Origin of the sequence: Erythrobacter aurantius, assembly GCF_023823125.1 — a bacterium.
Lineage (GTDB): Bacteria > Pseudomonadota > Alphaproteobacteria > Sphingomonadales > Sphingomonadaceae > Erythrobacter > Erythrobacter aurantius.
On record NZ_CP090949.1, the window covers coordinates 1,768,272 to 1,788,762 of the forward strand.

General features: G+C 62.0%; 22 protein-coding genes and 1 tRNA gene. 17 read left to right on the forward strand and 6 right to left on the reverse strand.

Going from position 1 to position 20,491, the window contains the following annotated elements:
* The first annotated feature begins 21 nt into the window (after nucleotides 1–21).
* Entirely contained in the window at nucleotides 22–876 is an 855-nt protein-coding gene (locus L1K66_RS08420) for a CDP-alcohol phosphatidyltransferase family protein (RefSeq protein ID WP_407931936.1), read from the forward strand.
* On the opposite strand, the gene L1K66_RS08425 is transcribed toward L1K66_RS08420, so the two are convergent.
* A complete protein-coding gene (locus L1K66_RS08425) occupies nucleotides 857–1,114 on the reverse strand; it encodes a hypothetical protein (RefSeq protein WP_252257471.1) in 258 nt (85 codons plus the stop codon). The two genes, L1K66_RS08420 and L1K66_RS08425, sit on opposite strands and share 20 nt — an antisense overlap.
* Before the next feature lie 288 nt (nucleotides 1,115–1,402).
* Here L1K66_RS08425 and rpsB point away from each other — a divergent pair, with 288 nt between their 5' ends.
* Nucleotides 1,403–2,188, forward strand: coding sequence for a 30S ribosomal protein S2 (gene rpsB, locus L1K66_RS08430; protein WP_034952974.1), 786 nt, complete (start codon nucleotides 1,403–1,405; stop codon nucleotides 2,186–2,188).
* A gap of 120 nt (nucleotides 2,189–2,308) precedes the next feature.
* The gene (gene tsf / locus L1K66_RS08435; protein WP_252257472.1) at nucleotides 2,309–3,235 is read left to right on the forward strand and encodes a translation elongation factor Ts; all 927 of its coding nucleotides are present in this window, start codon (nucleotides 2,309–2,311) and stop codon (nucleotides 3,233–3,235) included.
* 60 nt (nucleotides 3,236–3,295) lie between these two features.
* On the opposite strand, the gene L1K66_RS08440 is transcribed toward tsf, so the two are convergent.
* From L1K66_RS08440 to L1K66_RS08450, 3 genes are all read right to left on the reverse strand, one after another.
* The gene (locus L1K66_RS08440; protein WP_252257473.1) at nucleotides 3,296–4,522 is read right to left on the reverse strand and encodes an aspartyl protease family protein; all 1,227 of its coding nucleotides are present in this window, start codon (nucleotides 4,520–4,522) and stop codon (nucleotides 3,296–3,298) included.
* An 80-nt stretch (nucleotides 4,523–4,602) separates the two neighbouring features.
* Nucleotides 4,603–5,466 carry a metallophosphoesterase gene (locus L1K66_RS08445; RefSeq protein ID WP_252257474.1) on the reverse strand — a complete coding sequence of 288 codons (864 nt, stop codon included), beginning with the start codon at nucleotides 5,464–5,466 and terminating at the stop codon, nucleotides 4,603–4,605.
* Nucleotides 5,467–5,706: 240 nt separating this feature from the next.
* Entirely contained in the window at nucleotides 5,707–6,774 is a 1,068-nt protein-coding gene (locus L1K66_RS08450; RefSeq protein WP_252257475.1) for an MBL fold metallo-hydrolase, read from the reverse strand.
* Nucleotides 6,775–6,868: 94 nt separating this feature from the next.
* Between L1K66_RS08450 and pyrH the strand changes: the two genes are divergently transcribed.
* The 10 genes from pyrH (at nucleotide 6,869) to rpmE (ending at nucleotide 16,573) form a co-directional block, all read left to right on the forward strand.
* Nucleotides 6,869–7,588, forward strand: coding sequence for a UMP kinase (pyrH, locus tag L1K66_RS08455; RefSeq protein ID WP_034952982.1), 720 nt, complete (start codon nucleotides 6,869–6,871; stop codon nucleotides 7,586–7,588).
* A gap of 6 nt (nucleotides 7,589–7,594) precedes the next feature.
* A complete protein-coding gene (gene frr / locus L1K66_RS08460; RefSeq protein ID WP_252257476.1) occupies nucleotides 7,595–8,152 on the forward strand; it encodes a ribosome recycling factor in 558 nt (185 codons plus the stop codon).
* 28 nt (nucleotides 8,153–8,180) lie between these two features.
* Nucleotides 8,181–8,888, forward strand: a complete 708-nt coding sequence (uppS, locus tag L1K66_RS08465) for a polyprenyl diphosphate synthase (RefSeq protein ID WP_252257477.1) — start codon at nucleotides 8,181–8,183, stop codon at nucleotides 8,886–8,888.
* Complete coding sequence (locus L1K66_RS08470) at nucleotides 8,875–9,621, forward strand: phosphatidate cytidylyltransferase (RefSeq protein ID WP_252257478.1); 747 nt, start codon at nucleotides 8,875–8,877, stop codon at nucleotides 9,619–9,621. Before uppS ends, L1K66_RS08470 begins: the two co-directional genes overlap by 14 nt.
* Before the next feature lie 2 nt (nucleotides 9,622–9,623).
* Nucleotides 9,624–10,787 carry a 1-deoxy-D-xylulose-5-phosphate reductoisomerase gene (gene dxr, locus L1K66_RS08475; protein WP_252257479.1) on the forward strand — a complete coding sequence of 388 codons (1,164 nt, stop codon included), beginning with the start codon at nucleotides 9,624–9,626 and terminating at the stop codon, nucleotides 10,785–10,787.
* Nucleotides 10,780–11,901: an RIP metalloprotease RseP gene (rseP, locus tag L1K66_RS08480; protein ID WP_252257480.1), complete on the forward strand. Its 1,122-nt coding sequence runs from the start codon at nucleotides 10,780–10,782 to the stop codon at nucleotides 11,899–11,901. Before dxr ends, rseP begins: the two co-directional genes overlap by 8 nt.
* Before the next feature lie 226 nt (nucleotides 11,902–12,127).
* A complete protein-coding gene (gene bamA / locus L1K66_RS08485; RefSeq protein WP_407931937.1) occupies nucleotides 12,128–14,845 on the forward strand; it encodes an outer membrane protein assembly factor BamA in 2,718 nt (905 codons plus the stop codon).
* On the forward strand, nucleotides 14,845–15,534 hold the full coding sequence (locus tag L1K66_RS08490) for an OmpH family outer membrane protein (protein WP_034952993.1): 690 nt from the start codon (nucleotides 14,845–14,847) through the stop codon (nucleotides 15,532–15,534). The genes bamA and L1K66_RS08490 overlap by 1 nt, the downstream gene beginning before the upstream one ends.
* Nucleotides 15,535–15,555: 21 nt before the next feature.
* Nucleotides 15,556–16,032 (forward strand): 3-hydroxyacyl-ACP dehydratase FabZ, encoded by a 477-nt coding sequence (gene fabZ, locus L1K66_RS08495; RefSeq protein WP_051699655.1) that lies wholly within the window; start codon nucleotides 15,556–15,558, stop codon nucleotides 16,030–16,032.
* Nucleotides 16,033–16,348: 316 nt separating this feature from the next.
* Nucleotides 16,349–16,573, forward strand: coding sequence for a 50S ribosomal protein L31 (gene rpmE, locus L1K66_RS08500; protein WP_034952995.1), 225 nt, complete (start codon nucleotides 16,349–16,351; stop codon nucleotides 16,571–16,573).
* 82 nt (nucleotides 16,574–16,655) lie between these two features.
* On the opposite strand, the gene L1K66_RS08505 is transcribed toward rpmE, so the two are convergent.
* Nucleotides 16,656–17,210 carry an MOSC domain-containing protein gene (locus L1K66_RS08505; protein WP_252257481.1) on the reverse strand — a complete coding sequence of 185 codons (555 nt, stop codon included), beginning with the start codon at nucleotides 17,208–17,210 and terminating at the stop codon, nucleotides 16,656–16,658.
* Between the two features lie 182 nt (nucleotides 17,211–17,392).
* Nucleotides 17,393–18,028, reverse strand: a complete 636-nt coding sequence (locus L1K66_RS08510; protein ID WP_252257482.1) for a prolyl hydroxylase family protein — start codon at nucleotides 18,026–18,028, stop codon at nucleotides 17,393–17,395.
* A 239-nt stretch (nucleotides 18,029–18,267) separates the two neighbouring features.
* On the opposite strand from L1K66_RS08510, the gene L1K66_RS08515 reads away from it, so the two are divergent.
* From L1K66_RS08515 to ccmD, 4 genes are all read left to right on the forward strand, one after another.
* Nucleotides 18,268–18,344, forward strand: a tRNA-His gene (locus L1K66_RS08515).
* Nucleotides 18,345–18,398: 54 nt separating this feature from the next.
* Nucleotides 18,399–19,466, forward strand: coding sequence for a Leu/Phe/Val dehydrogenase (locus L1K66_RS08520; RefSeq protein ID WP_252257483.1), 1,068 nt, complete (start codon nucleotides 18,399–18,401; stop codon nucleotides 19,464–19,466).
* Between the two features lie 118 nt (nucleotides 19,467–19,584).
* Nucleotides 19,585–20,343: a heme ABC transporter permease CcmC gene (gene ccmC / locus L1K66_RS08525; RefSeq protein WP_252257484.1), complete on the forward strand. Its 759-nt coding sequence runs from the start codon at nucleotides 19,585–19,587 to the stop codon at nucleotides 20,341–20,343.
* Nucleotides 20,343–20,483: a heme exporter protein CcmD gene (gene ccmD, locus L1K66_RS08530; RefSeq protein ID WP_084155593.1), complete on the forward strand. Its 141-nt coding sequence runs from the start codon at nucleotides 20,343–20,345 to the stop codon at nucleotides 20,481–20,483. Before ccmC ends, ccmD begins: the two co-directional genes overlap by 1 nt.
* Nucleotides 20,484–20,491 lie beyond the last annotated feature (8 nt).

The following is a 20,491-nucleotide window of genomic DNA, read 5'->3' on the forward strand; positions in this document are numbered from 1 at the left end:
GCAGGATTGCAGGACGTTCCATTGAAGAAGCGCTCCATCTCCCGGTTCAAGCCGCAATTGCCCGCCCGGGTCGGCCCGAAGGCGGCTGAGGACGAGGACTCGAAGGAAGCGACCGACGGACGCGGGCTGAGCCTGCGGGCGATGCTGCCCAATGCGATCACCGCGGCGGCGCTGTGCGCGGGGCTTACGGGCGTTCGTTTCGCGATTGAGGAGCAGTGGGCCTATGCCGTGCTGGCGGTGGCGCTGGCGGGCGTGCTGGACGGGATCGACGGACGGATCGCGCGGCTGCTCAATGCGCAATCGCGCTTTGGTGCGGAGCTGGACAGTCTGGCGGATTCGCTGTCTTTCGGGATGGCGCCTGCGCTGATCCTCTACATGTGGTCCTTGCAGGATTTGCCCCGGTTCGGGTGGTTTGCCGCGCTCGCCTTCGCGATCTGCTGCGCGCTGCGGCTCGCTCGCTTCAATGCGCGGATCGATGTTGAGGACCAGCCGCACAAATCCGCCGGTTTCCTGACCGGGGTTCCCGCGCCTGTCGGAGCAGGGCTGGCGTTCACACCGTGCTATCTCTGGATCGAGACGGGAATGGATATCTTCCGCGATCCGGTGATCCTGGCAATCTGGTTGGCGGTGATCGCGATCCTGCTGATTTCGAACATGGCAACGCTAAGCTGGACGGCGATCAGGCCGCGCCGCGATGTGCGCCTGCCGCTGCTTGCGTTCTCGGCCATGGCGTTTGCGGCCTTGCTGCTGGAGCCGTGGTGGACGCTGACCGCGATCAGCGCGGTCTATCTGGCGTTGATGCCCTATGCGTTGATCAAATACGGCAAGATCAAGCGGCGCCGGGCAGAGGCGGCGATCAGCCAGCAATCTGAGTGACGGGCAGGGGAAGGCGGCGCGCATAGGGGCGCGTGGCGGCTGCCAGAGTCCGGCGGGCCGGGCGGCGCAGGCGAACTTCATGCGCGTGAACCTGCGGGACGAACCCGGCGCGCAGCAAGGCCTGTTCGCGCTTCACCGCGCGATAGGCCGCTTTCCCGCGCAGCCAGCTGTCCAGCAGGCTGAGAGCCGTGGCGATGGTCGCGAGAATTAGCAGGCAGGTGGCAATCGTGGCGATCATCTCGAAGGTCTCCGTATCCGACGTTCAGCGTTTGTTCTGATCACTTTGTTCCCCAGGTGTTCCACTTAGTCAAGAAGTTTGTTCCACTTGTGTTCCAAAGCGGCGTTTGGCACTAGATTTTGTGGAGGAAGGCGGCTAATGGCGCGACCTCGTTGATGGCCCGTTCCGAATCATTCGGCGGCGAATCAGCGAAATTCACATGGAAGGCGCAACATACCGGTGCTGCCCGCGGGATCTCCGCAGGTCGGTTCCATGCTTTCCAGAGGAACAACCGGAAAGGAAATACCTATGGCGGCCACTACCGTCACCATGCAGCAATTGATCGAGGCCGGCGCACACTTCGGCCACCAGACCCACCGCTGGAACCCGCGGATGAAGCCGTACATCTTCGGCGCCCGCAACGGTGTTCACATCATCGACCTGTCGCAGACCGTGCCGCTGTTCGCGCGCGCGCTCGATTTCGTCGAGCAGACTGTCCGCGCAGGCGGCAAGGTGCTGTTCGTCGGCACCAAGCGTCAGGCGCAGGAGCCGATCGCCGAAGCAGCCCGCATGTCGGGCCAGCACTTCGTCAACCACCGCTGGCTGGGCGGCATGCTCACCAACTGGAAGACGATCAGCGGTTCGATCAAGCGTCTCAAGACCCTTGAAGAGCAGCTTTCGGGCGACACCAGCGGCTTCACCAAGAAGGAAGTCCTCCAGCTCACCCGTGAGCGTGACAAGCTCGAACTCTCGCTCGGCGGTATCCGTGACATGGGCGGCATTCCGGACGTGATGTTCGTGATCGACGCCAACAAGGAAGACCTCGCCATCAAGGAAGCAGCCGTGCTCGGCATTCCGGTGATCGCGGTGCTCGACACCAACACCGATCCGACCGGCATCGCATTCCCGGTTCCGGGTAATGACGATGCGGCGCGTGCGGTGCGTCTGTACTGCCAGGCGATCGGCGATGCCGCCATCGCGGGCAAGGGCGGCGCGGTGCAGGCCTCGGGCGAAGATTTCGGCGCGATGGAAACTCCGCCGGCTGAACCGACCGCTGAAGCTCCGGCTGAAGAAGCGACTGCTGAAGAAGCCTGATCCGTTTCGTAATGCGGCGCGCGCAACCCGCGCGTCACAATTGAAGACTAGCGCGCCGGGCATCCGCAACCCATTCTTGGGCGGTCCCGGCGCCCAAAACCCTATTAGAAGGAATTTCCCATGGCCGATTTCACCGTCGCCGATGTGAAGAAGCTGCGCGAAAAGACCGGCGCAGGTATGATGGACGCCAAGAAGGCGCTCGCCGAAGCAGGGGGCGATATCGAAGCCGCCGTTGACGCTCTGCGCGCCAAGGGCCTCGCCACCGCTCAGAAGAAGTCGAGCCGCACCGCGGCTGAAGGCCTCGTCGGCGTCGCCGTCGAAGGCACCGCTGGCGTGGCTGTCGAAGTCAACTCGGAAACCGACTTCGTCGCCAAGAACGACAAGTTCCAGGATTTCGTCCGCAAGACCACCGCTGCGGCGCTGACGATCGACAGCGACGACGTCGAAGCGCTCAAGGGCGCTGCCTATCCCGACGGCGGCACCGTTGGCGACAAGCTGACCGACAACGTCGCCACCATCGGCGAAAACCAGCAGATCCGTCGCATCAAGACCGTTTCGGTCGGCTCGGGCGCGGTCGTTTCCTACGTCCACAACGCCGCTGCCGAAGGCCTCGGCAAGATCGGCGTTCTCGTCGCGCTTGAGAGCGATCTGGCTGCCGACGTGCTCGAACCGTTCGGCAAGCAGCTGGCCATGCACATCGCTTCGATGTTCCCGATGGCTCTGAACGCCGAAGGGCTGGACCCCGAAGTGATCGCGCGTGAACGTGCAATCGCTGCGGAAAAGGCTGCCGAAAGCGGCAAGCCGGCCGAAGTGCAGGCCAAGATGGTCGATGGCGCAATTGCCAAGTTCGCCAAGGAAAACGCGCTGCTCAGCCAGATGTTCGTGATGGACAACAAGAGCACCGTCGAAGCCGTGGTTGCCAAGTTCGGCAAGGACAACGGCGGCAGCGTGCAGCTGACCGACTACGTCCGCTTCCAGCTGGGCGAAGGCATCGAGAAGGAAGAAAGTGACTTTGCCGCAGAAGTGGCAGCCGCTGTCGCTGGCTAAGTCCTAACCGACTTCAAACAAAATAAAAGGCCGGCGCAGGAAGACCTGCGGCGGCCTTTTTCATTGCGCGGCCAAGGACAGCGCAACGACCTCGCCATCGCGCAGCACCGATAGCACGCGGGCGGTGTCTGCGGGACGATCCTCGATCAGCCACCGCATCGCCTCACATTGCTGCGCGGGATCGGTCAGCGCGCGTCCGTCAATCGCCGCCACCTCGTCGCCCAGCCTCAATCCAGCCTGCTCGGCAGGGGAGCCTGCGTAGAGTTGCACCACCCTGGCCGTGCCATCGATCATGCTGATCGCATAGCCGGGATGCGCCTTGGGCGTCGCCGGGTGCGAGCGCTCACGCAGCAGCATCCGCTTGCCGGGATAATCGAGCGTCACGTCGTAGCGGTCGAGCATCCCCAGACCGATCAACGTGGGCGGCGCATTGCGGGTGGTCGCAGGAAGGGTGGGGAAAGGCGCGCCGATTGTGAAGCCTGACAGGTTAAATCGCCGCAGGTCGGTCACGGCCCCCGCGCCGCCTGCCGAAACACCTTGCGAGCCGCGCCCCTTTGCCATGCTGCCGGAAACAAGCGCCTTCTGCACCTGCTCGTCGCCGAGCACCCGCTCGAACAGCGTCACCGTGTCCGAACTCCCGGTATCGAAAAGCGCGCGGTCGCGGAAGCTGCCGAAGCTGTAGGCGAACACCGGCGCGTAGGGGTAGCCGCCGATGAAAAGCTCGGATTCGAACGGGGCGGGTCCGGTGTCCTCTAGATCGATGTCCCCGAGCGAGGCTGCGATCCTCAATTCCTGCGCCTCGGCGTCAAAGTGCCATACGCTTCCGGGGAATATCTCCGACCCGATAACCCCGCCATCGAAGAAGCAGCGCCCCGGATCGGCGGCGCTGAAGTCGGCGATCAGGACCGGGACATCGGTGAAAGTCAGCCCGCCGATGGTCAACCGCTCGACCAACGCGATATCGGTCGTCACCGCGCGCCCATTGGCGTCGCGCCCGGTGTTGGTTCCGATCACCTTGAGGTTGAGCGTCTCGGCAAATGCGCGCGAGATCAGAGTCGGTGAGCCGGTATCGAAAACGAAGCTGCGCTCCTCGCCGTTGACGCCCGCGCGGATGGCGTATTTGCCCATATGTGGGACCAGCGCGATAGTCTCGACCGTGTTGGCGCGCTCGACGGTAACCGGGCGCTGTATGGCGGCAGCGGCCTCGGGCGCCATCTGCGCCTGCGCGGTAGGCGGAATGATCAGAACCGCCAATAGTGCCAAACCAGACCAAACGCGATGCATCATCCCAATCTCTCCACCCAAGATGCGCAGGCGTAAATAGGGCCGAGGGCTGAACCGGAGCTGACCTTGAGCGATCTATGATCTCAGGTGGCGGGCCGCAGCTCCACTACCCAGATTTCCGGCTGGGTGAACAGGCGGATCGGCAGCAGGCTGGTGCCAAGCCCGGCTGTCGTTACCAGCGTCTTGCCATGCAATTGCTTCACTCCGCAGGCGTAAGTCTCGCCATAGTCGGACATGGTCGCGGGCGATCCGCCCCAGGGGTAGGCGATCTGCCCGCAATGGGTGTGCCCGGCCAGCACCAGATCGGCACCGACCGGGACCGACGGGAAGATGTCCGGGCTGTGCGACAGCCAGATGCGCGGGCCGTTCAGGGGCAGAAGTGCCGCCTGTGTCCTTGCGACATCGGCCTGCCCGGTGAAATCATCATCCACCCCGCCGATGGCGACCGGGCCGAGCTGCGCGGCCTCGTTCTCCAGCAAGGTGACGTTGCGCAGGCGTTGGAGCTGCGTCTTCAACGCAGGCCAGTCGAACCAGTGATCGTGATTGCCCGGCACCACGACGATACCGTGCCTTGCCTGCAATGCCGCGAGCGGAGCGATGGTTTCGGCGGCGGAATAGTGCCGGGTCGCGCTGCGCTTCTCACTGATGAAATCGCCGGCGATGGCGACCAGATCGGGCCGCGTCGCGTTGATCTGTGCGACGATCCGTTCCAGCCGTTCTGGCGGCATGTCCGGCCCGGCCACGTGGATGTCGGCAATGAAGGCGATGGCGAAGGGCGGTGATCCGGCGGGGAGGCGCTCGCTTTCGATCACCAGTCGCTCGATCACGGGATCGCGCATGGTGTCGTGCCACGCCTTGGCCGCAAGAATGATGGTCAGCAGCACGCCAAGGGCCAGCAGGGTTCTGACCCAAGGGCTGCGCATCAGGGCCACGATGAATGCGTTCATGTCATGCCTTTGCCGGGGAAGCGCCTGCGATAGCAATGCGGGACGCGCGATTTTCCTACTTCGCCGGGCTGCGGTATTGCACGGGCGGTTCTTTCACATCGTCGGGTTCAAGCCGTGCGGCTGCCGGGGTCGGCTTTTTCGGAAAGTCACACCGCGTTTGCGTAAGTAGCGGAAAAGAATATGAAATAGGGGAAATCTATTTTTTCAAAGCACCGGCTTCGGTGTTCCACACAAGCCTCCTCACATCGCTTCTGACCGGCTGATCGCATCGCCTTCCGGAGGCAGGGAGAACACCATTCCGTCTTCGCCGACGACGATCTCCCCGTCGAACATGTCCGGCGCATCGCCGAGGAAAGCGGGATAGATGAAAGCGTTGGGGATTGGTGGGACGAGGTGGGAAAGCACCAGCATTTTCGCCCCGGCGGTCTGCGCGCTGGTCGCGGCATCCTCGGGCGATGCGTGATAGTCGAGGATGTCGCGGGTGATGGTTGCGACATTGGTGTTCCCCGCAGAATCGAGCGCGGTGGTCATGTGACCGACCAGCTTGGGTTGCAGGGCATCGTGGACGATTATGTCGGCGCCCTTGGCCACTTGTTCGAGCAGGGGGCTGCGCGCCGCATCGCCGCTGATGACGACGGATCGGCCCTTGTAGTCGAAGCGATAGCCGACAGCAGGGGCGACCGGATCATGATCGACAAGGAACGCGGTGATCGTCAGGCCGCCGCGATCCAGAACGGTGACGGGACCGTCCGCGATCTCGAACGGGTTGGCGACAAGGCCGCCGCCGGTTTCGGGCACAATCTCCACCCCGTGATGGGCGATGCGATAGCTGTGGTCGAGCGCGTAGGCTTCGTTGAAGCCGTTGACGAGCCGTTCCAGACCCTGCGGCCCGATCACCGGAAGCGGCACGGTGCTGGCTCTTTGCGTCCAGTACATCAGCGCAAGCGGGCCGATGCCATCGACATGGTCGGAATGGTAATGGGTCAGCAGCAGCGCATCGAGCGTCGTGATGTCGAAGCCGATGAGGTTGATGTTGCGTGAGCCGCCTTCGCCGATGTCGACGACAAACGCCTGATCGCCGGCAATCACAAGATTGCACGGCCCCGCGCGGTCGGGATTGGGCAGGGGAGACCCCGTGCCGCACAGGATCAGGTGCAGGCCATCGTCAAGCTCAAGTCCCGGCGCAGCGATGCGATCTGCAGCGACGCTGGCGAACAGCCGCTCGCCCAGCTGGCGCTGAAACACTGTCGCTGCAACACCTGCGAGCACCACTACAGCCAGCAGCGCCAGTATGATCCGTTTTGCCATTTGCCCGTCTCCCCCTTGATCTTTCCCCTTTGCGCGCCAATCACAGCTTGTCTAAGGGGACCTCACCTCACAACCAATCGGACGTATCTCACCCATGCCTATGCCCCAGATCAAGCGCGTTCTTCTCAAACTCTCGGGCGAGGTGCTGATGGGGGAACAGGAATACGGGATCGACCCGGCCTATGTCGCGCGGCTGGCCGAAGAGGTGAAGGCGGCCAAGGACAGCGGGATCGAGGTCTGCCTGGTGATCGGCGGGGGCAACATCTTCCGCGGGATCAGCGCCGCTGCCAAGGGGCTGGACCGCACCACCGGCGATTACATGGGGATGCTGGCAACGGTGATGAACGCGCTGGCAATGCAGAACGCTCTGGAACAGCTGGGCGTCCAGACGCGGGTGCAGAGCGCGATCCCGATGTCGTCCGTGTGCGAGCCTTACATCCGCAGGCGCGCTGAACGGCACCTTGAAAAAGGACGGATCGTGATCTTCGCCGCGGGAACGGGCAACCCGTTTTTCACCACCGATACCGGCGCTGCGTTGCGGGCAGCCGAAATGAACTGCGATGCGCTGCTAAAGGGCACCAGCGTTGACGGGGTCTATGACAGCGATCCCAAGCACAACCCCGACGCCACCCGGTTTGAAACCATCACATACGACCACGTGCTGTCGCAAAACCTCAAGGTGATGGATGCCACCGCAGTCGCGCTTTGCCGAGAGAACGACATTCCGATAGTGGTCTTTTCCATCCGTGAAAAAGGCAACGTGGCCCGCGTCCTTTCCGGCGAGGGCACACAGACGATTGTACAGAAGGACTGAATACCGATGCCGCAATATGACAAGGCCGATATCGAACGCCGCATGAAAGGCGCTGTCGAATCCCTCAAGGGCGACCTTTCGGGCCTGCGCACCGGCCGCGCGAACACCAGCCTGCTCGATCCGGTTATGGTCGAAGTCTATGGCGCGATGATGCCGCTCAATCAGGTCGCGACCGTTTCCGCGCCGGAGCCGCGCATGCTGAGCGTGCAGGTGTGGGACAAATCGAACCTGATCGCCGTCGAAAAGGGCATTGCCAAGGCCAACCTCGGCCTCAATCCGATGATCGACGGCCAGACGCTTCGCCTGCCGATGCCCGACCTGACCGAGGAACGCCGCAAGGATTTGGCAAAGCTTGCAGGGCAATATGCCGAACAGGCAAAGATCGCGATCCGCAACGTGCGTCGCGATGGGATGGAAGCGTTGAAGAACGACGAGAAGAAGAAGGAAATCTCCGAGGACGAACGCAAGCGGATGGAAGACGAAGTCCAGAAGCTGACTGACAAATATGTCGCGGAAACCGACGAGGCAGCCGCCAAGAAAGAACAGGAAATCCTGACCCAGTAAGGGCGGGTTTTCGGGCAGGGGAGACCGAATGGGCGCTGGCCCCGTGAAATCAGACGCGCGCTCCGAAGGCGGTGCGCGGCATGTTGCCATCATCATGGATGGCAACGGTCGCTGGGCCAAGAAGCGCGCTTTGCCGCGTGCCGTCGGTCATCAACGCGGGGTCGAAGCCGTGCGCCGTCTGGTGCGCGGGCTCGAGCCAATGGGGCTGGACTGCCTGACGCTCTATGCGTTCAGTTCGGAAAACTGGAAACGTTCCGAGGACGAAGTCGACGATCTGATGAACCTGATGCGCAAGTTCATCAAATCGGACCTCGCCGAATTCGTCGCCAATAATGTGAAGCTCAAGATAATCGGCGACTGGCAATCGCTCGCCCCTGATATTGTCGCCATGCTCGAAGACGCATTGGCACAGACCGCGAATGGCAGTCAGACGCTGGCAGTGGCTCTGAATTACGGGGCGCAGAACGAAATCGCGCGTGCAGCGGCAAAGGCTGCTCAGGCGGGAGAGGTTACCCCGCAAACGATCGAGCAGCATCTCGACACGCATGATCTGCCGCCGCTCGATCTGCTGATCCGCACCAGTGGAGAAATCCGCTTGTCGAACTTCCTGCTGTGGCAGGCGGCCTATGCCGAAATGCTTTTCGTCGATACGCTGTGGCCGGATTTCAAGCCCGAGCATCTGGCTCAGGCGCTTGATGATTTTGCGCGAAGGGAGCGCCGCTATGGTGGACGTTGACAGCCAGATTGACGCAACGCCGCCTTCATCGGGTGGCATGGGCGATCTGCTGGTGCGCTTTGTTTCGGCCGTAGCATTCGCCGGTGCGGCGATGATCGCGCTGTGGCTGGGTGGTTGGTTCTGGGTCGGCTTTGTGGTGTTGCTCGCTGGGTTGGTGCTGTGGGAATGGAACGCCATTGTCAGCAAGTTCGGCATTTCCGCAGCTGGCGAAATCGCGTGGCAGTTTATCGGGGCGCTCTATGTCGGGGCGGCGGCGCTTGCCATGGTGCAGGTGCGTTTCAATTACGACATGATCACGGTGATGGTCGTGTTCATCGCCCCGATCGTCGCAGTCGACGTTGGCGCCTATTTCTCTGGCAGGCTGATCGGAGGGCCGCGCATTCTTCCCTCCGTCAGCCCGTCAAAGACATGGGCGGGATTGTTGGGCGGCGCATTGGCTGCATCGCTCGTCTGCATCGGGGCCGAATTCTACGACATCGGGCCGGGGGGCTATATCCCTGGCTTTGATCTCACCGGCCTGGGCAGCGCGATCACCACGGGATGCCTGATCGCGGTTATCGCCCAAAGCGGTGATTTCTTCGAAAGCTGGATGAAACGCCGCGCTGGCGTGAAGGATTCGGGCAGCATCATGCCGGGGCATGGCGGCATCTTTGACCGGCTCGACGGATTTATCGCCGTGTTCTTCATCCTGTTTCTGATGGCGGTGGTTCCCGCCTATCTGCAACAGGTGTGACAATGGCGCGGACGCTTTCACTCCTTGGTGCAACCGGATCGATCGGCGCTTCGACGCTGGACCTGATCCGACACAATCGGGGTGATTGGCAGGTGGAGGCTCTCACCGCCAATTGTAGCGCGAAGGAGCTCGCGGCACTTGCCATCGAGTTCGACGCGAAGATCGCTGTGGTGGGCGAGGAAAGCTGTCTCGACGACCTGCGAAGCGCGCTTGAGGGTACGGGGATTGAGGCGGCGGGTGGGGCACAGGCGCTTTGCGAAGCCGCGGCCCGGCCTGTCGATATGACGGTTGCCGCGATTGTCGGTTGCGCGGGGCTGGCGCCGACTATGGCCGCTGTCGAGCGCGGCGGGACGATTGCACTCGCCAACAAGGAAGCGCTGGTTTCGGCAGGCGAAATCCTGAAATCGGCGGTCGAACGTGCCGGGGCGACGCTGTTGCCGACCGATTCCGAACACAACGCGATTTTCCAGTGCCTCGCCGGAAACGATATCGCGCAGGTCAGGCGGATCATCCTCACGGCCAGCGGTGGGCCGTTCCGCACGCTGGATGCGCAAGCGCTCAAATCGGTGACGCGCGAGCAGGCGTTGAAGCATCCCAACTGGGAAATGGGCGCGAAGATTACCATCGATTCCGCCACGATGATGAACAAGGGACTCGAATTCATCGAAGCTCATCACCTGTTCCCGGTGGGGCTGGAGAACATCGAGATTATCGTCCACCCGCAAAGCATCGTGCATTCGATGGTGGAGTATCGCGACCGTTCGGTGCTGGCGCAGCTTGGCCCCTCGGATATGCGCGTGCCGATTGCGTCATGTCTCGCATGGCCCGAACGGATGGATACGCCGCTTGCGCCGCTGGATCTGGCGGCCATCGGAGAGCTTACGTTTCAGGCCCCGAATGAGGAGCTGTTCCCGGCAACCCGCATTTGCCGCGAGGCGATCGAGGCGGGCGGGGCAGCACCGGCAATCCTCAACGCCGCGAACGAAATCGCGGTTGAAGCGTTCCTGTCCGGTCAGATCGCGTTCACACGCATTACGGCAGTGGCGCAGGAGACACTTGCGCGCTATACGGCGCACGCGCCGGGCACGCTGGAAGAAGTGCTCGCAATAGATGCAGAAGCGCGTGCCCGCGCGCGCACCGCACTGGAGAGTTCCGCACTTGTTTGAATCGCCCCCATTCTGGATGTACGTCGCCGGGTTCCTGCTGTTGTTGGGGCCGCTGGTGACTGTGCACGAACTGGGTCATTATCTGGTCGGCCGCTGGTTCGGCGTGAAGGCCGACGCGTTTTCGATCGGCTTTGGCAGTGAAATCTTTGGCTGGACGGACAAGCGGGGAACGCGCTGGCGGATTTCCGCCTTGCCGCTGGGCGGATATGTCCAGTTCAAAGGCGATATGAATCCGGCGAGCGTGCCTGATCCTGATGCACCAGCCGAACCGGGCAGTTTTCAGGGTGCCGCCCTTTGGAAGCGCGCTCTGATAGTGGCGGCGGGACCGGTGACGAACTTGCTGGTCGCCATCGGAATTTTTGCGGCATTTTTCGTAATTTACGGCAATCCGACGATTGTTGGCGCAGAGGACTCGCGCACTGTCGGGGAATTTGCCGAAGAATCGGTTGCGCGCGACGCTGGGATGCAGATTGGCGATACGATTGTGGCGATCGATGGCGATTTGGTCGCCAATTTCGATGCCATCCGTAACGAAGTGCTGCTTCACCCCGACAAGCGTATGGTCTTCACGGTCGAACGTGACGGCACGAAACTCGACATCCCGCTGACCACAGCACGGATCGAGGAAACCGACGGTTTTGGCAACGTCAGCGTGCTAGGCCGGATCGGCGTAGGCCCGGATGGCGGGCAATATGTGCTGGAAGAAGTCGGCGTGCTCGAGTCTGTTCCGCTGGCGGTTGCGCGCTGCTGGGACATCACCGGCATGATGATCACCGGCATCCGTCAGATTATCACTGGCGAACGTTCGATCAAGGAATTGGGCGGGCCGGTAAAGATTGCCAAGTTCTCTGGCGAGCAGTTGAGCCTCGGCCTGCTGGCCTTCATCAACTTTGCCGCGCTGATCTCGCTTAATTTGGCATTCATCAACTTCTTGCCAATCCCCGCGCTCGATGGCGGGCATCTTGCCTTTTACGCCGCCGAGGCGATCCGGCGCAAACCGGTTGGTCCGCAGGCGACGGAATGGGCATACCGGACCGGTATCGGCATTGTTCTCGTCTTCATGGTGATTGTCACCGTGAATGACGTGATCTCGCTGCCGCTTTTCGGCAGTTAAATCAGGGGTCTGGTTTCTCTTTGGCGCGCTGTTTTGCGTGTCTTGGACGAGATCGGCGCAACGGACTGTCGGGCATTGTTCGTCCAATGACCGGCATGGCTTCTTGACCAGCGCCACGCGCATCGGGCAGAGGCGACGGAGAGTTAGATTGGCGAGGCTTAACGGCCTTGTTTTTGCGCCCCGGGCAGGCGCGGTAGACTACGGGTTGGACGGGAACACATATTCCATGAATCGATGCAGCGAAACGGGCGTGCGGCCTGTGGTATCCAAGAATGCAGCACGGCGCCTTGCCACGGCACTTACCGGTGCGACGATGCTGGCGGGTGTTCCTTATACGGCTCTGGCACAGGATGAAGGGACTGCCTCGACCGGTGCGAGCCAACCCGCGCCCAATCCAGCGCAGCCGGCATCGACCAATGTCATCCGCACGATCAGCGTGGCCGGGGCAGAGCGGCTCGAACCGACGACGATCCTTTCGTACATTCGCCTGCGCGTGGGCCAGGAATACACCTCCGCCGCCGCTGACGAGGCGCTGAAGGATCTGGGCGCGACCGAGCTTTTCGCGAATTTCTCGATCCGCAATGACAACGGCAATGTCGTTATCACGGTCACCGAAAACCCGGTGATCAACCGCATCGTTCTCGAAGGGAACGATCGGCTTGATGCGGACAAGATCCTTCCCGAAATCCGCCTTGCACCGCGCCAGATCTTCACCCGTTCCAAGGTCCGCGCCGACGTTGCCCGCATTGTGGAACTGTACAAGCGCCAGGGCCGGTTCGCCGCGCAGGTTGAGCCGAAGATGGTGCAACTGCCGCAGAACCGCGTCGATGTGGTCTTCGAAATCACCGAAGGCCCCAAGTCCAAGGTTCGCCAGATCAACATCATCGGGAACGAGGTGTTTTCCGACAGCGAGCTGCGCAGCGAGATGGTGACGAAGCAGTCGCGCTTCTTCCGCTTCTTCAGCTCCAACACCAGCTACGATCCGGATCGTTTGGCGTTTGACCAGCAGAAGCTTCGCCAGTTCTATTTGACCGAAGGCTATGCCGATTTCCGCGTGGTGTCCGCTGTTGCCGAACTGACCCCGGATCAGCGCGATTTCATCATCACCTATGTGGTTGAGGAAGGCGAACGCTACAACTTCGGCGAAGTCGAAGTGGAAAGCCAGCTGCGCGATTTCGACAGCGATGCGCTTCAGGCCGGTCTGGCGATGAAGACCGGCGATTTCTACAACGCCAAAAGCGTTGAGGACACTGTCGAGCAGCTGACTGAGCTGGCTGGCCGGTTTGGCTATGCCTTTGCCGACGTGCAGCCGCGCTTCAACCGCAATCCCGACGAACTGACGATGGATATCACCTTCATCCTGCGTCAGGCCCCGCGCGTTTATGTCGAACGCGTCGATGTGAACGGCAACACGCTCACCCAGGATAAGGTGATCCGCCGCGAATTCCGTCTGTCCGAAGGCGATGCGTTCAACTCTCTGGGCGTGCAGCGCACCACGGCGCGCATCAACTCGCTGGGCTATTTCCAGGAAAACTTCGAAGTCGCTCAGGTCGAAGGCAGTGCGCCTGACCGGATCGTGCTTGAAGCCAACGTCGAAGAACAGCCGACCGGCGAACTGCAGTTCTCGGCCGGTTTCTCGTCCATCGAGCAGTTCATTCTGGCAGGCAGCATCCGCCAGCGTAACTTCCGCGGACGCGGACAGACCATCGGGCTGAGCCTCAACTATTCGCAGTTCTCGCGTTCGGCACAGGTCAGCTTCACTGAACCCTACGTGTTCGATCGCAACATTCAGGCCGGTGCAGACATATACCGGCGCGACTTCAACAGCTTCAACTTCACCAACCGCCAGCGCAACACGACATTCGAGCAGGCAACCACCGGGACTTCGTTCCGCGTCGGTGTCCCGCTGACTGAATACATGTCGCTGATCGGCAGCTATACGCTGAACTACGACGAAGTGAGCCTTGCGGAGAACCTGTTCTTCTCGGACACCGACGGTGATGGCGATATCGAATGTGACCCGCTGCTCGCCGGCCGCTTCCTGTGTGATGCACTGGGCAACCGGCTCAGCTCGATCGTCGGCCTCAGCGTCAGCTATAACTCGCTGAACTCGCGCCTGCGCCCGACCCGTGGCCGCAACATCACGCTCAGCACCGAGTTCGCCGGGCTTGGTGGCGATGTGCGTTATGTGCGTTTCCGCGGACGCGGACAGCAGTTCTGGAACGTTGCCAACTCGGGCTTCATCTTTTCGATCGCACTGGAAGGCGGGACGATCATTCCGCTTCAGGACCGTGGCGGCGCAGGGGTTGACGACATCCTGTTGACGGATCGTTTCTTCCTGGGCGAACCGCAGTTCCGCGGGTTCGAGATCCGCGGCGTCGGTCCTCGCATTCTGACGCAGCCGTACATCCTAGACCAGTCCAACAACAACGTGCTGGACGATGATGGCAACCCGACCTTGATCACCGAACGTCGCTCCATCCGCGACGACTCGATCGGCGGGCGCAATTACTATCTCGGCCGCGCGGAGCTCGAATTGCCGCTCGGCACGGGCGCGCGTGAACTTGGCCTGCGCCCATCGATCTTCCTTGATATCGGCGCGCTCTGGGGCGTTGATCGGCCTGTCCTGCAGGACAATCCGCTCGGCATTCCGCAGATTGACGCCGACGGCAACCCGCTCTTCATCGGTATCGATGACGGCCAGCTTACAACTGATCCGTTCGCTGCCGATGGCGTGACCCCGAATACCCGGCTGATCCGGCCGGGCAGCGCGATCCGCGAGGTGTTCCTCGGCGATTCGCCCAGTCCGCGTATCACCGCGGGCATCGGGGTTAACTGGAACTCGCCCTTTGGCCCGTTCCGCATCGACTTCGCCCAGACGATCCGCAAGGTCGAAGGCGATGATGACCAGACATTCACGTTCAACGTAGGAACTCAATTCTGATGAAACTCTTCAACAAAATGCTCGCCCCGGCGGGCCTGGCGCTGTGCGCGCTGGCCGCAGCTGCACCCGCAACGGCTCAGGTCGATGGCCGTCTGGCCACCGCCGATATTGGTCGTGCCATCATTGGCACCAACGCGCTGCGCATCGCCTATGAGCAGGTCGGCACAACCTATGCTGCGCAGATCGAGCAGCGCCAGACCAAGCAGCAGCAGCTCACCACCCTGTTGCAGCCGTTCGACGCCAATGGCGACGGCCAGCTCGACGATTCCGAACTGCCTGCGCTGCAGAGCTCACCCAACTTCCAGCAGATTCAGACGCTGGAACAGGAAGTCGGTGCGCTGAACCAGCAGGTAAACGCAGCGCGCATCTATGCGGTCGAGCAGATCCTCGCGAAGTATCCCGAAGCTCTGACCGAAGTCACGACGCAGCAGCAGATCGTAATGGTCATGCAGCCCGACACGTTGCAGTTTGCAGCGCAGGGCGCGGACATCACTCCGCTGATCGTCAACTCGCTCAATGCCAAGGTGCCTTCAGTCGCGATCGTGCCGCCCGCCGATTGGCGCCCGACCCGCAACGCCGCGCAGCTGTTCCAGGAAATCCAGCAGACGCTGATCACCGCGCAGCTGATCCAGCAGCAACAGGCCGCACAGCAGGGCCAGCAGCCGCAACAGGCGCCGGCTGGTCGCTAAGCAAGCATACGGGGGCAGGGCATGACCGACGAAACAAGCGCAGCTGCGCCGATCACGGACTATGACATCCACAAGGTGTTGAAGGCCCTGCCTCACCGCTATCCGTTGCTGCTGGTTGACCGGGTGAAGGAGCTTCACCTCAACCAGCGCATCCATGCGGTGAAGGCCGTGACCATGAACGAGGAGTTCTTCCAGGGTCATTTCCCCGGCGCTCCTATCATGCCCGGCGTGCTCCAGATCGAGGCGCTGGCGCAGGCCGCCGCGATTCTCGGCATCGAGACGCTTGAGCTTTCGGGCACGGGCAAGCTGGTGATCTTCATGGGGATCGAGAGCGCCAAGTTCCGTTCACCGGTCACACCCGGTTGCCTGCTCGATCTGGAGGTCGAATTCCTCCAACAGCGCCGCACGATCTACAAGTTCAAGGGCCGTGCCAGCGTCGAAGGCAAGACCACTTGCGAGACCGAGTTCACCGCGATGATCGCCGATCCGCCCGCCTAGGGGGATGGATGGAACAGTGAAGGCGGGTGTTTGAAAATATTCCCGCTTCCCGCAAGTACCTGATTAGATTATATAAAGTGGGACTTCACGGCTCGCGAGTGTGACTTTTCACGCTTCCATCCCTGACAGGGTCTGGAGCGGTGAAATTGGAACGACGATGGGAAAGAGCGGCGCCTGTAATACCGTGCTGCCATCGAGTAGGAAATCAGCGGGCCACAAGGCTTGCTATTTTCAGGGAACCACACTAGAGCGCGCGCTTTCCCGCACCACAGCTTGCCCGGTCGGAACCGGACACCAGCTAGCAAGGACAAGAGACATGAAAGCCGAAGGGCACCCCGATTATCACATGATCACGGTCAAGATGACCGATGGCACCGAATTCCAGACCCGCTCTACCTGGGGCAGCGAAGGCGACACTCTCGCTCTCGATATCGACCCGACGAGCCACCCGGCATGGACCGGCGGTCGCCAACAGATCCAGGAAGGTGGCCGCGTGGCTGCGTTCAACAAGCGCTTCGGCGGTCTTACTCTCAAGAAGTAAGCGGCACACGAGCTTTGCGCCTTCGGGCGCTGGAGAAGGGCAGTCCGACGGGGCTGCCCTTTTTCTTTGCGAAGAAGCCGCCTCAGACCCGACCAAGCGGGATATGTGGCCCCTCGGGGCGTTCGACATGGATTCCGTCGCCCGGTTGCACAATGCCACCGCGCAGAGCCACGCACATGATCCCGGCCTTTCGAACAATCTGATCGCCGGTTTTCTCAACCAGTTCGGCCAACAGTCCCGGAGCGAATTCATCCACCTGCGCGCAGGGATTGCGCAAGCCCGTCACACTCAGCACCGCATCGGACCCGATCCGCAGCAGCGTATCGCGGCCAAGGTGCAGAAGATCGACCCCGCGTGTCGTGATGTTCTCACCCAGATCGCCGGGGTTTACCTCGAAGCCTTTGCGATCGAGTTCTTCGAGCAGTTCGGCGTGGATCAGATGCACCTGCCGCAGGTTCGGCTGGGTCGGGTCTTGCTCAACACGGCTTCGATGTCGCACGGTGTCTCCGCCATGGGCATCACCTCGCACACCGAACCCTGCGAGGATTTCGATGCTGCGCACCGGCTGCTTGCTGAAGCGGTGCTTGTTGTCGCTGCTGACGGCAACGACCAAGCCGTTGCTGGACGAGTATGTCATGGGTTTATCCCATTACCGATGACCTTCGCGCCCAGAAAAATAGACAGTCCGATCAGTTGAGGCAAGCGCCGCAGACCTGAGCAATGGGGTGGTCCCAGCCGCTTGCCTCATCACCCGTCTAACTGATTGGACACATTGGCGCTTTGCGCAAAATCAAACTTGCTGCCTGAATCGCGGTGGCCTTACCACGGCCATTCGCGTTCGCGATACCATTTCGTGATGACATATTTCACACCCTGTCGCACCTTCATCCCGTGGTGCAGCGTGTTGGGATTGACGCTGCCATCGGGCCGTGCGTTGTTCCAGCAAAGAAGCTTCCCGGTTTCGGGCTGGAACGTCTTCCCCACCACCTTGAACCGGGTCGCTCCGCCGGCCTCGACTTCGTTGAGGTAGATCATGAAGGTCCAGGTGCGCTGCCCGCTTTGCGAGCAATATTGTTCGTAATCGGGGCCGCCGGGGGTGAAGTAATCGGTGTGCGCCTTGAATTCCTGCCCCACCGCATAGCGTTGGCCCTGCACCGGTTCGCCCAGTTTCGGATCGATCCCGTTCAATGCGAAGAACAGGGCTTCGAGCTCCTGGACGGACGGATCCTTGCGAGAAAGATCACAGGTTTCGCTGGTGCGGAAATAGTCGTCGCCATTGGCATCGGCGATGGTGGAGGGGCGGCGATCCTTGTCGATCAGTTCGATCAGCCGGGCGCACAGATCGGGCGAGATGAACTGGCGCAGCTGGAACAGCTCGATCTTGGGGTGCGGCACGCGCTGCACGCCATCGCGCTGGTTCAGCCTGCTGGGGACAGAATCGGCCTGTGTTTCCATGCTGCGAAGCTTAAATACGGCCCGCCGCGAGGCAAGCCATGAAACGCAGGCGTAATATTCTTGCGTGGAAGCTCGTTTCACGCAGTTTTCGCTTTTCTTGAAACGCGCTTTGTGCAACAGGCTCGCGCCCGTCCACAGCGGCCTTGACCGACTGTGAGAGCCGCGTAAACCGCCGCTCTTGCGCGCATCAAGGCGAAGGCCCTTTCGATCGGAAGGGCCGGGCTGGGGTGGGGCATGTGGCGATCGTAGCTCAGTTGGTTAGAGCGCCGGTTTGTGGTACCGGAGGTCGCGGGTTCGAACCCCGTCGATCGCCCCATTTTCCTCCAGTCACCGTCATCGGGAATGCCGCGCATCATTGTGAGGCATTGCTATGACCGCGTTCTGGACCGAGCCTGATTTTGACGATCACGAGATGGTGCACTTTGTGCGCGATCGCGAATCGGGACTGACGGCGATTATCGCGGTCCACTCCTCGCACCTCGGGCCGGGCGCTGGCGGAACGCGCTTCTGGCATTATCCCAATCCCAAGGACGGGCTGCGCGATGCGCTGCGCCTGTCGCGCGGGATGAGCTACAAGAACGCGATGGCCGGCCTGCCGATGGGCGGGGGCAAGGCGGTGATCCTTGCCGACGAGGCCCGCACCAAGACACCCGAACTGCTCGCCGCTTTCGGTGACGCGGTCGAAGGGCTGAATGGCCGCTATGTCACGGCAGAGGATGTCGGCATCAGCGAAGCCGACATGGTCGCCGTCTCGCAGCGCACCTCGCATGTTTCGGGCCTCCCCGTCTCGGGGCAGGGCAGCGCCGGGGGCGATCCGGGTCCGTTCACCTCCTATGGCATTTATCTCGGCATCAAGGCCGCGGTGCAGCACCGGCTCGGCACGGACAGCATGGCCGGGGTGCGCGTCGCGCTTCAGGGAACCGGCAGCGTCGGTGGCGGGGTTGCCCGCCTGCTGGCAAAGGACGGCGCGAAGCTGACACTGGCCGACATCAACAAGGACAGCGTGACCGCTCTGGCGCAGGAACTGGGCGCGGAAGTGGTCGATCCGCAGGCGATCATGACGACGCCGTGCGACGTGTTCAGCCCGAATGCACTGGGTGCGATCCTGAACGAGGAAAGCATCGCCAAGCTGGATACACAGATCGTCGCGGGCGGAGCGAACAACCAGCTGGCGCGCAGCGCGCACGGGCAGGTGCTGTTCGAACGCGGCATTCTCTACGCGCCCGATTACGTCATCAACGCGGGCGGGATCATCTCTGTGGCGACCGAATACCTTGCCCGGCGCGAAGGCCGCACCGGCAGCGTGGATGAGGTCAATGCGCTGATCGAACAGATTCCGGGCCGCCTCGAACGCATCTGGCAGGCGAGCGAGCAGGGCGCGACTTCGCCTGATGTCGTGGCCGATCGCATGGCGCAGGAACTGATCGGTCGCGGCTGATTTGTAGGTTCAGGCACCGGGCAAGACGGTGCTTGCATGAAAATCATGCGCAACTTGCGTCTTTTGCGCCCTTGCGACCCTCGCGCAGGACAGTAATACCGGGCGAGAGGATACTGACGTGCATATCTACGCCAATCCAAAGCGCTTCCTGTCGCTTGCCAGCTGGCTGATGCCTCTCCTGTTCTGGAGTGGGCTTGTGCTGTCGTTGGGCGCGGTTGCCTGGGGCCTGTTCATGGTGCCGCCGGATCGGCTGATGGGCGAAACCGTGCGCATCCTGTTCATCCATGTGCCCGCCGCATGGCTCGGCATGGGCGGATGGGCGGGCCTCGCCATTTCCAGCGCCGCGCTGCTGATCTGGAAACACCCGCTTGCCGGGATCGCCGCGCGGGCGATTGCGGTGCCAGGGATGGTTTTCTGCGCGATCTGCCTAGCCACCGGCTCGATCTGGGGGCGTCCGACATGGGGCACATGGTGGGAATGGGACGGGCGGCTCACTTCGATGCTGGTGCTGCTGTTCCTGTATGGCGGATATATCGCGCTGTCTCAGGCAGCCGCGCGCGAAGGCGGATCGATGAAGATCGCCGCCATTTTCGGCATGGTCGGCGCGATCAACGTACCGATCATCAATCGCAGCGTGGTGTGGTGGAATTCGCTCCACCAGCCGCCCAGCCTGACCGCGGGCAAGAGCGCGATTGATCCGGTGTTCCTGTGGCCGCTGCTGGTCGCGGTGATCGGCTTTTCGCTGCTGTTCGGGGCGATTGTGCTGATGCGGATGCGCGCGTTGATCGCGGAACAGCAGGTGGAGGCGCGCCTGCGCCGCCGCGCTCTGGATGACGAGGCGCCCTTGGCGGCGGCTCCGGCAATGGAGGGTGCGTGATGCGTGAATCGCTGGATCACTGGCCTTTCGTGATCGGTTCCTATGCGGTCGGGCTGATTGCGCTCGCGCTGCTGATTATCTGGAGCTACCGCGCAATGCGCCGCGCGGAAAAACGGCGCGAGGAGATGAAGAAGCGATGAGCACGGGC

Excerpts from the sequence above, each read along its gene's own strand:
- L1K66_RS08510 (WP_252257482.1), bottom strand. The coding sequence starts at position 18,028 with ATGGAAACACAGGCCGATTCTGTCCCCAGCAGGCTGAACCAGCGCGAT.
- L1K66_RS08470 (WP_252257478.1), top strand. The coding sequence starts at position 8,875 with ATGGTGGACGTTGACAGCCAGATTGACGCAACGCCGCCTTCATCGGGT.
- ccmD (WP_084155593.1), top strand. The coding sequence starts at position 20,343 with ATGCGTGAATCGCTGGATCACTGGCCTTTCGTGATCGGTTCCTATGCG.
- dxr (WP_252257479.1), top strand. The coding sequence starts at position 9,624 with ATGGCGCGGACGCTTTCACTCCTTGGTGCAACCGGATCGATCGGCGCT.
- pyrH (WP_034952982.1), top strand. The coding sequence starts at position 6,869 with ATGCCTATGCCCCAGATCAAGCGCGTTCTTCTCAAACTCTCGGGCGAG.
- L1K66_RS08440 (WP_252257473.1), bottom strand. The coding sequence starts at position 4,522 with ATGATGCATCGCGTTTGGTCTGGTTTGGCACTATTGGCGGTTCTGATC.
- L1K66_RS08490 (WP_034952993.1), top strand. The coding sequence starts at position 14,845 with ATGAAACTCTTCAACAAAATGCTCGCCCCGGCGGGCCTGGCGCTGTGC.
- L1K66_RS08505 (WP_252257481.1), bottom strand. The coding sequence starts at position 17,210 with ATGACATACTCGTCCAGCAACGGCTTGGTCGTTGCCGTCAGCAGCGAC.
- rpsB (WP_034952974.1), top strand. The coding sequence starts at position 1,403 with ATGGCGGCCACTACCGTCACCATGCAGCAATTGATCGAGGCCGGCGCA.
- frr (WP_252257476.1), top strand. The coding sequence starts at position 7,595 with ATGCCGCAATATGACAAGGCCGATATCGAACGCCGCATGAAAGGCGCT.
- L1K66_RS08445 (WP_252257474.1), bottom strand. The coding sequence starts at position 5,466 with ATGAACGCATTCATCGTGGCCCTGATGCGCAGCCCTTGGGTCAGAACC.
- L1K66_RS08450 (WP_252257475.1), bottom strand. The coding sequence starts at position 6,774 with ATGGCAAAACGGATCATACTGGCGCTGCTGGCTGTAGTGGTGCTCGCA.
- tsf (WP_252257472.1), top strand. The coding sequence starts at position 2,309 with ATGGCCGATTTCACCGTCGCCGATGTGAAGAAGCTGCGCGAAAAGACC.
- fabZ (WP_051699655.1), top strand. The coding sequence starts at position 15,556 with ATGACCGACGAAACAAGCGCAGCTGCGCCGATCACGGACTATGACATC.
- rpmE (WP_034952995.1), top strand. The coding sequence starts at position 16,349 with ATGAAAGCCGAAGGGCACCCCGATTATCACATGATCACGGTCAAGATG.
- L1K66_RS08520 (WP_252257483.1), top strand. The coding sequence starts at position 18,399 with ATGACCGCGTTCTGGACCGAGCCTGATTTTGACGATCACGAGATGGTG.
- L1K66_RS08425 (WP_252257471.1), bottom strand. The coding sequence starts at position 1,114 with ATGATCGCCACGATTGCCACCTGCCTGCTAATTCTCGCGACCATCGCC.
- uppS (WP_252257477.1), top strand. The coding sequence starts at position 8,181 with ATGGGCGCTGGCCCCGTGAAATCAGACGCGCGCTCCGAAGGCGGTGCG.
- bamA (WP_407931937.1), top strand. The coding sequence starts at position 12,128 with ATGAATCGATGCAGCGAAACGGGCGTGCGGCCTGTGGTATCCAAGAAT.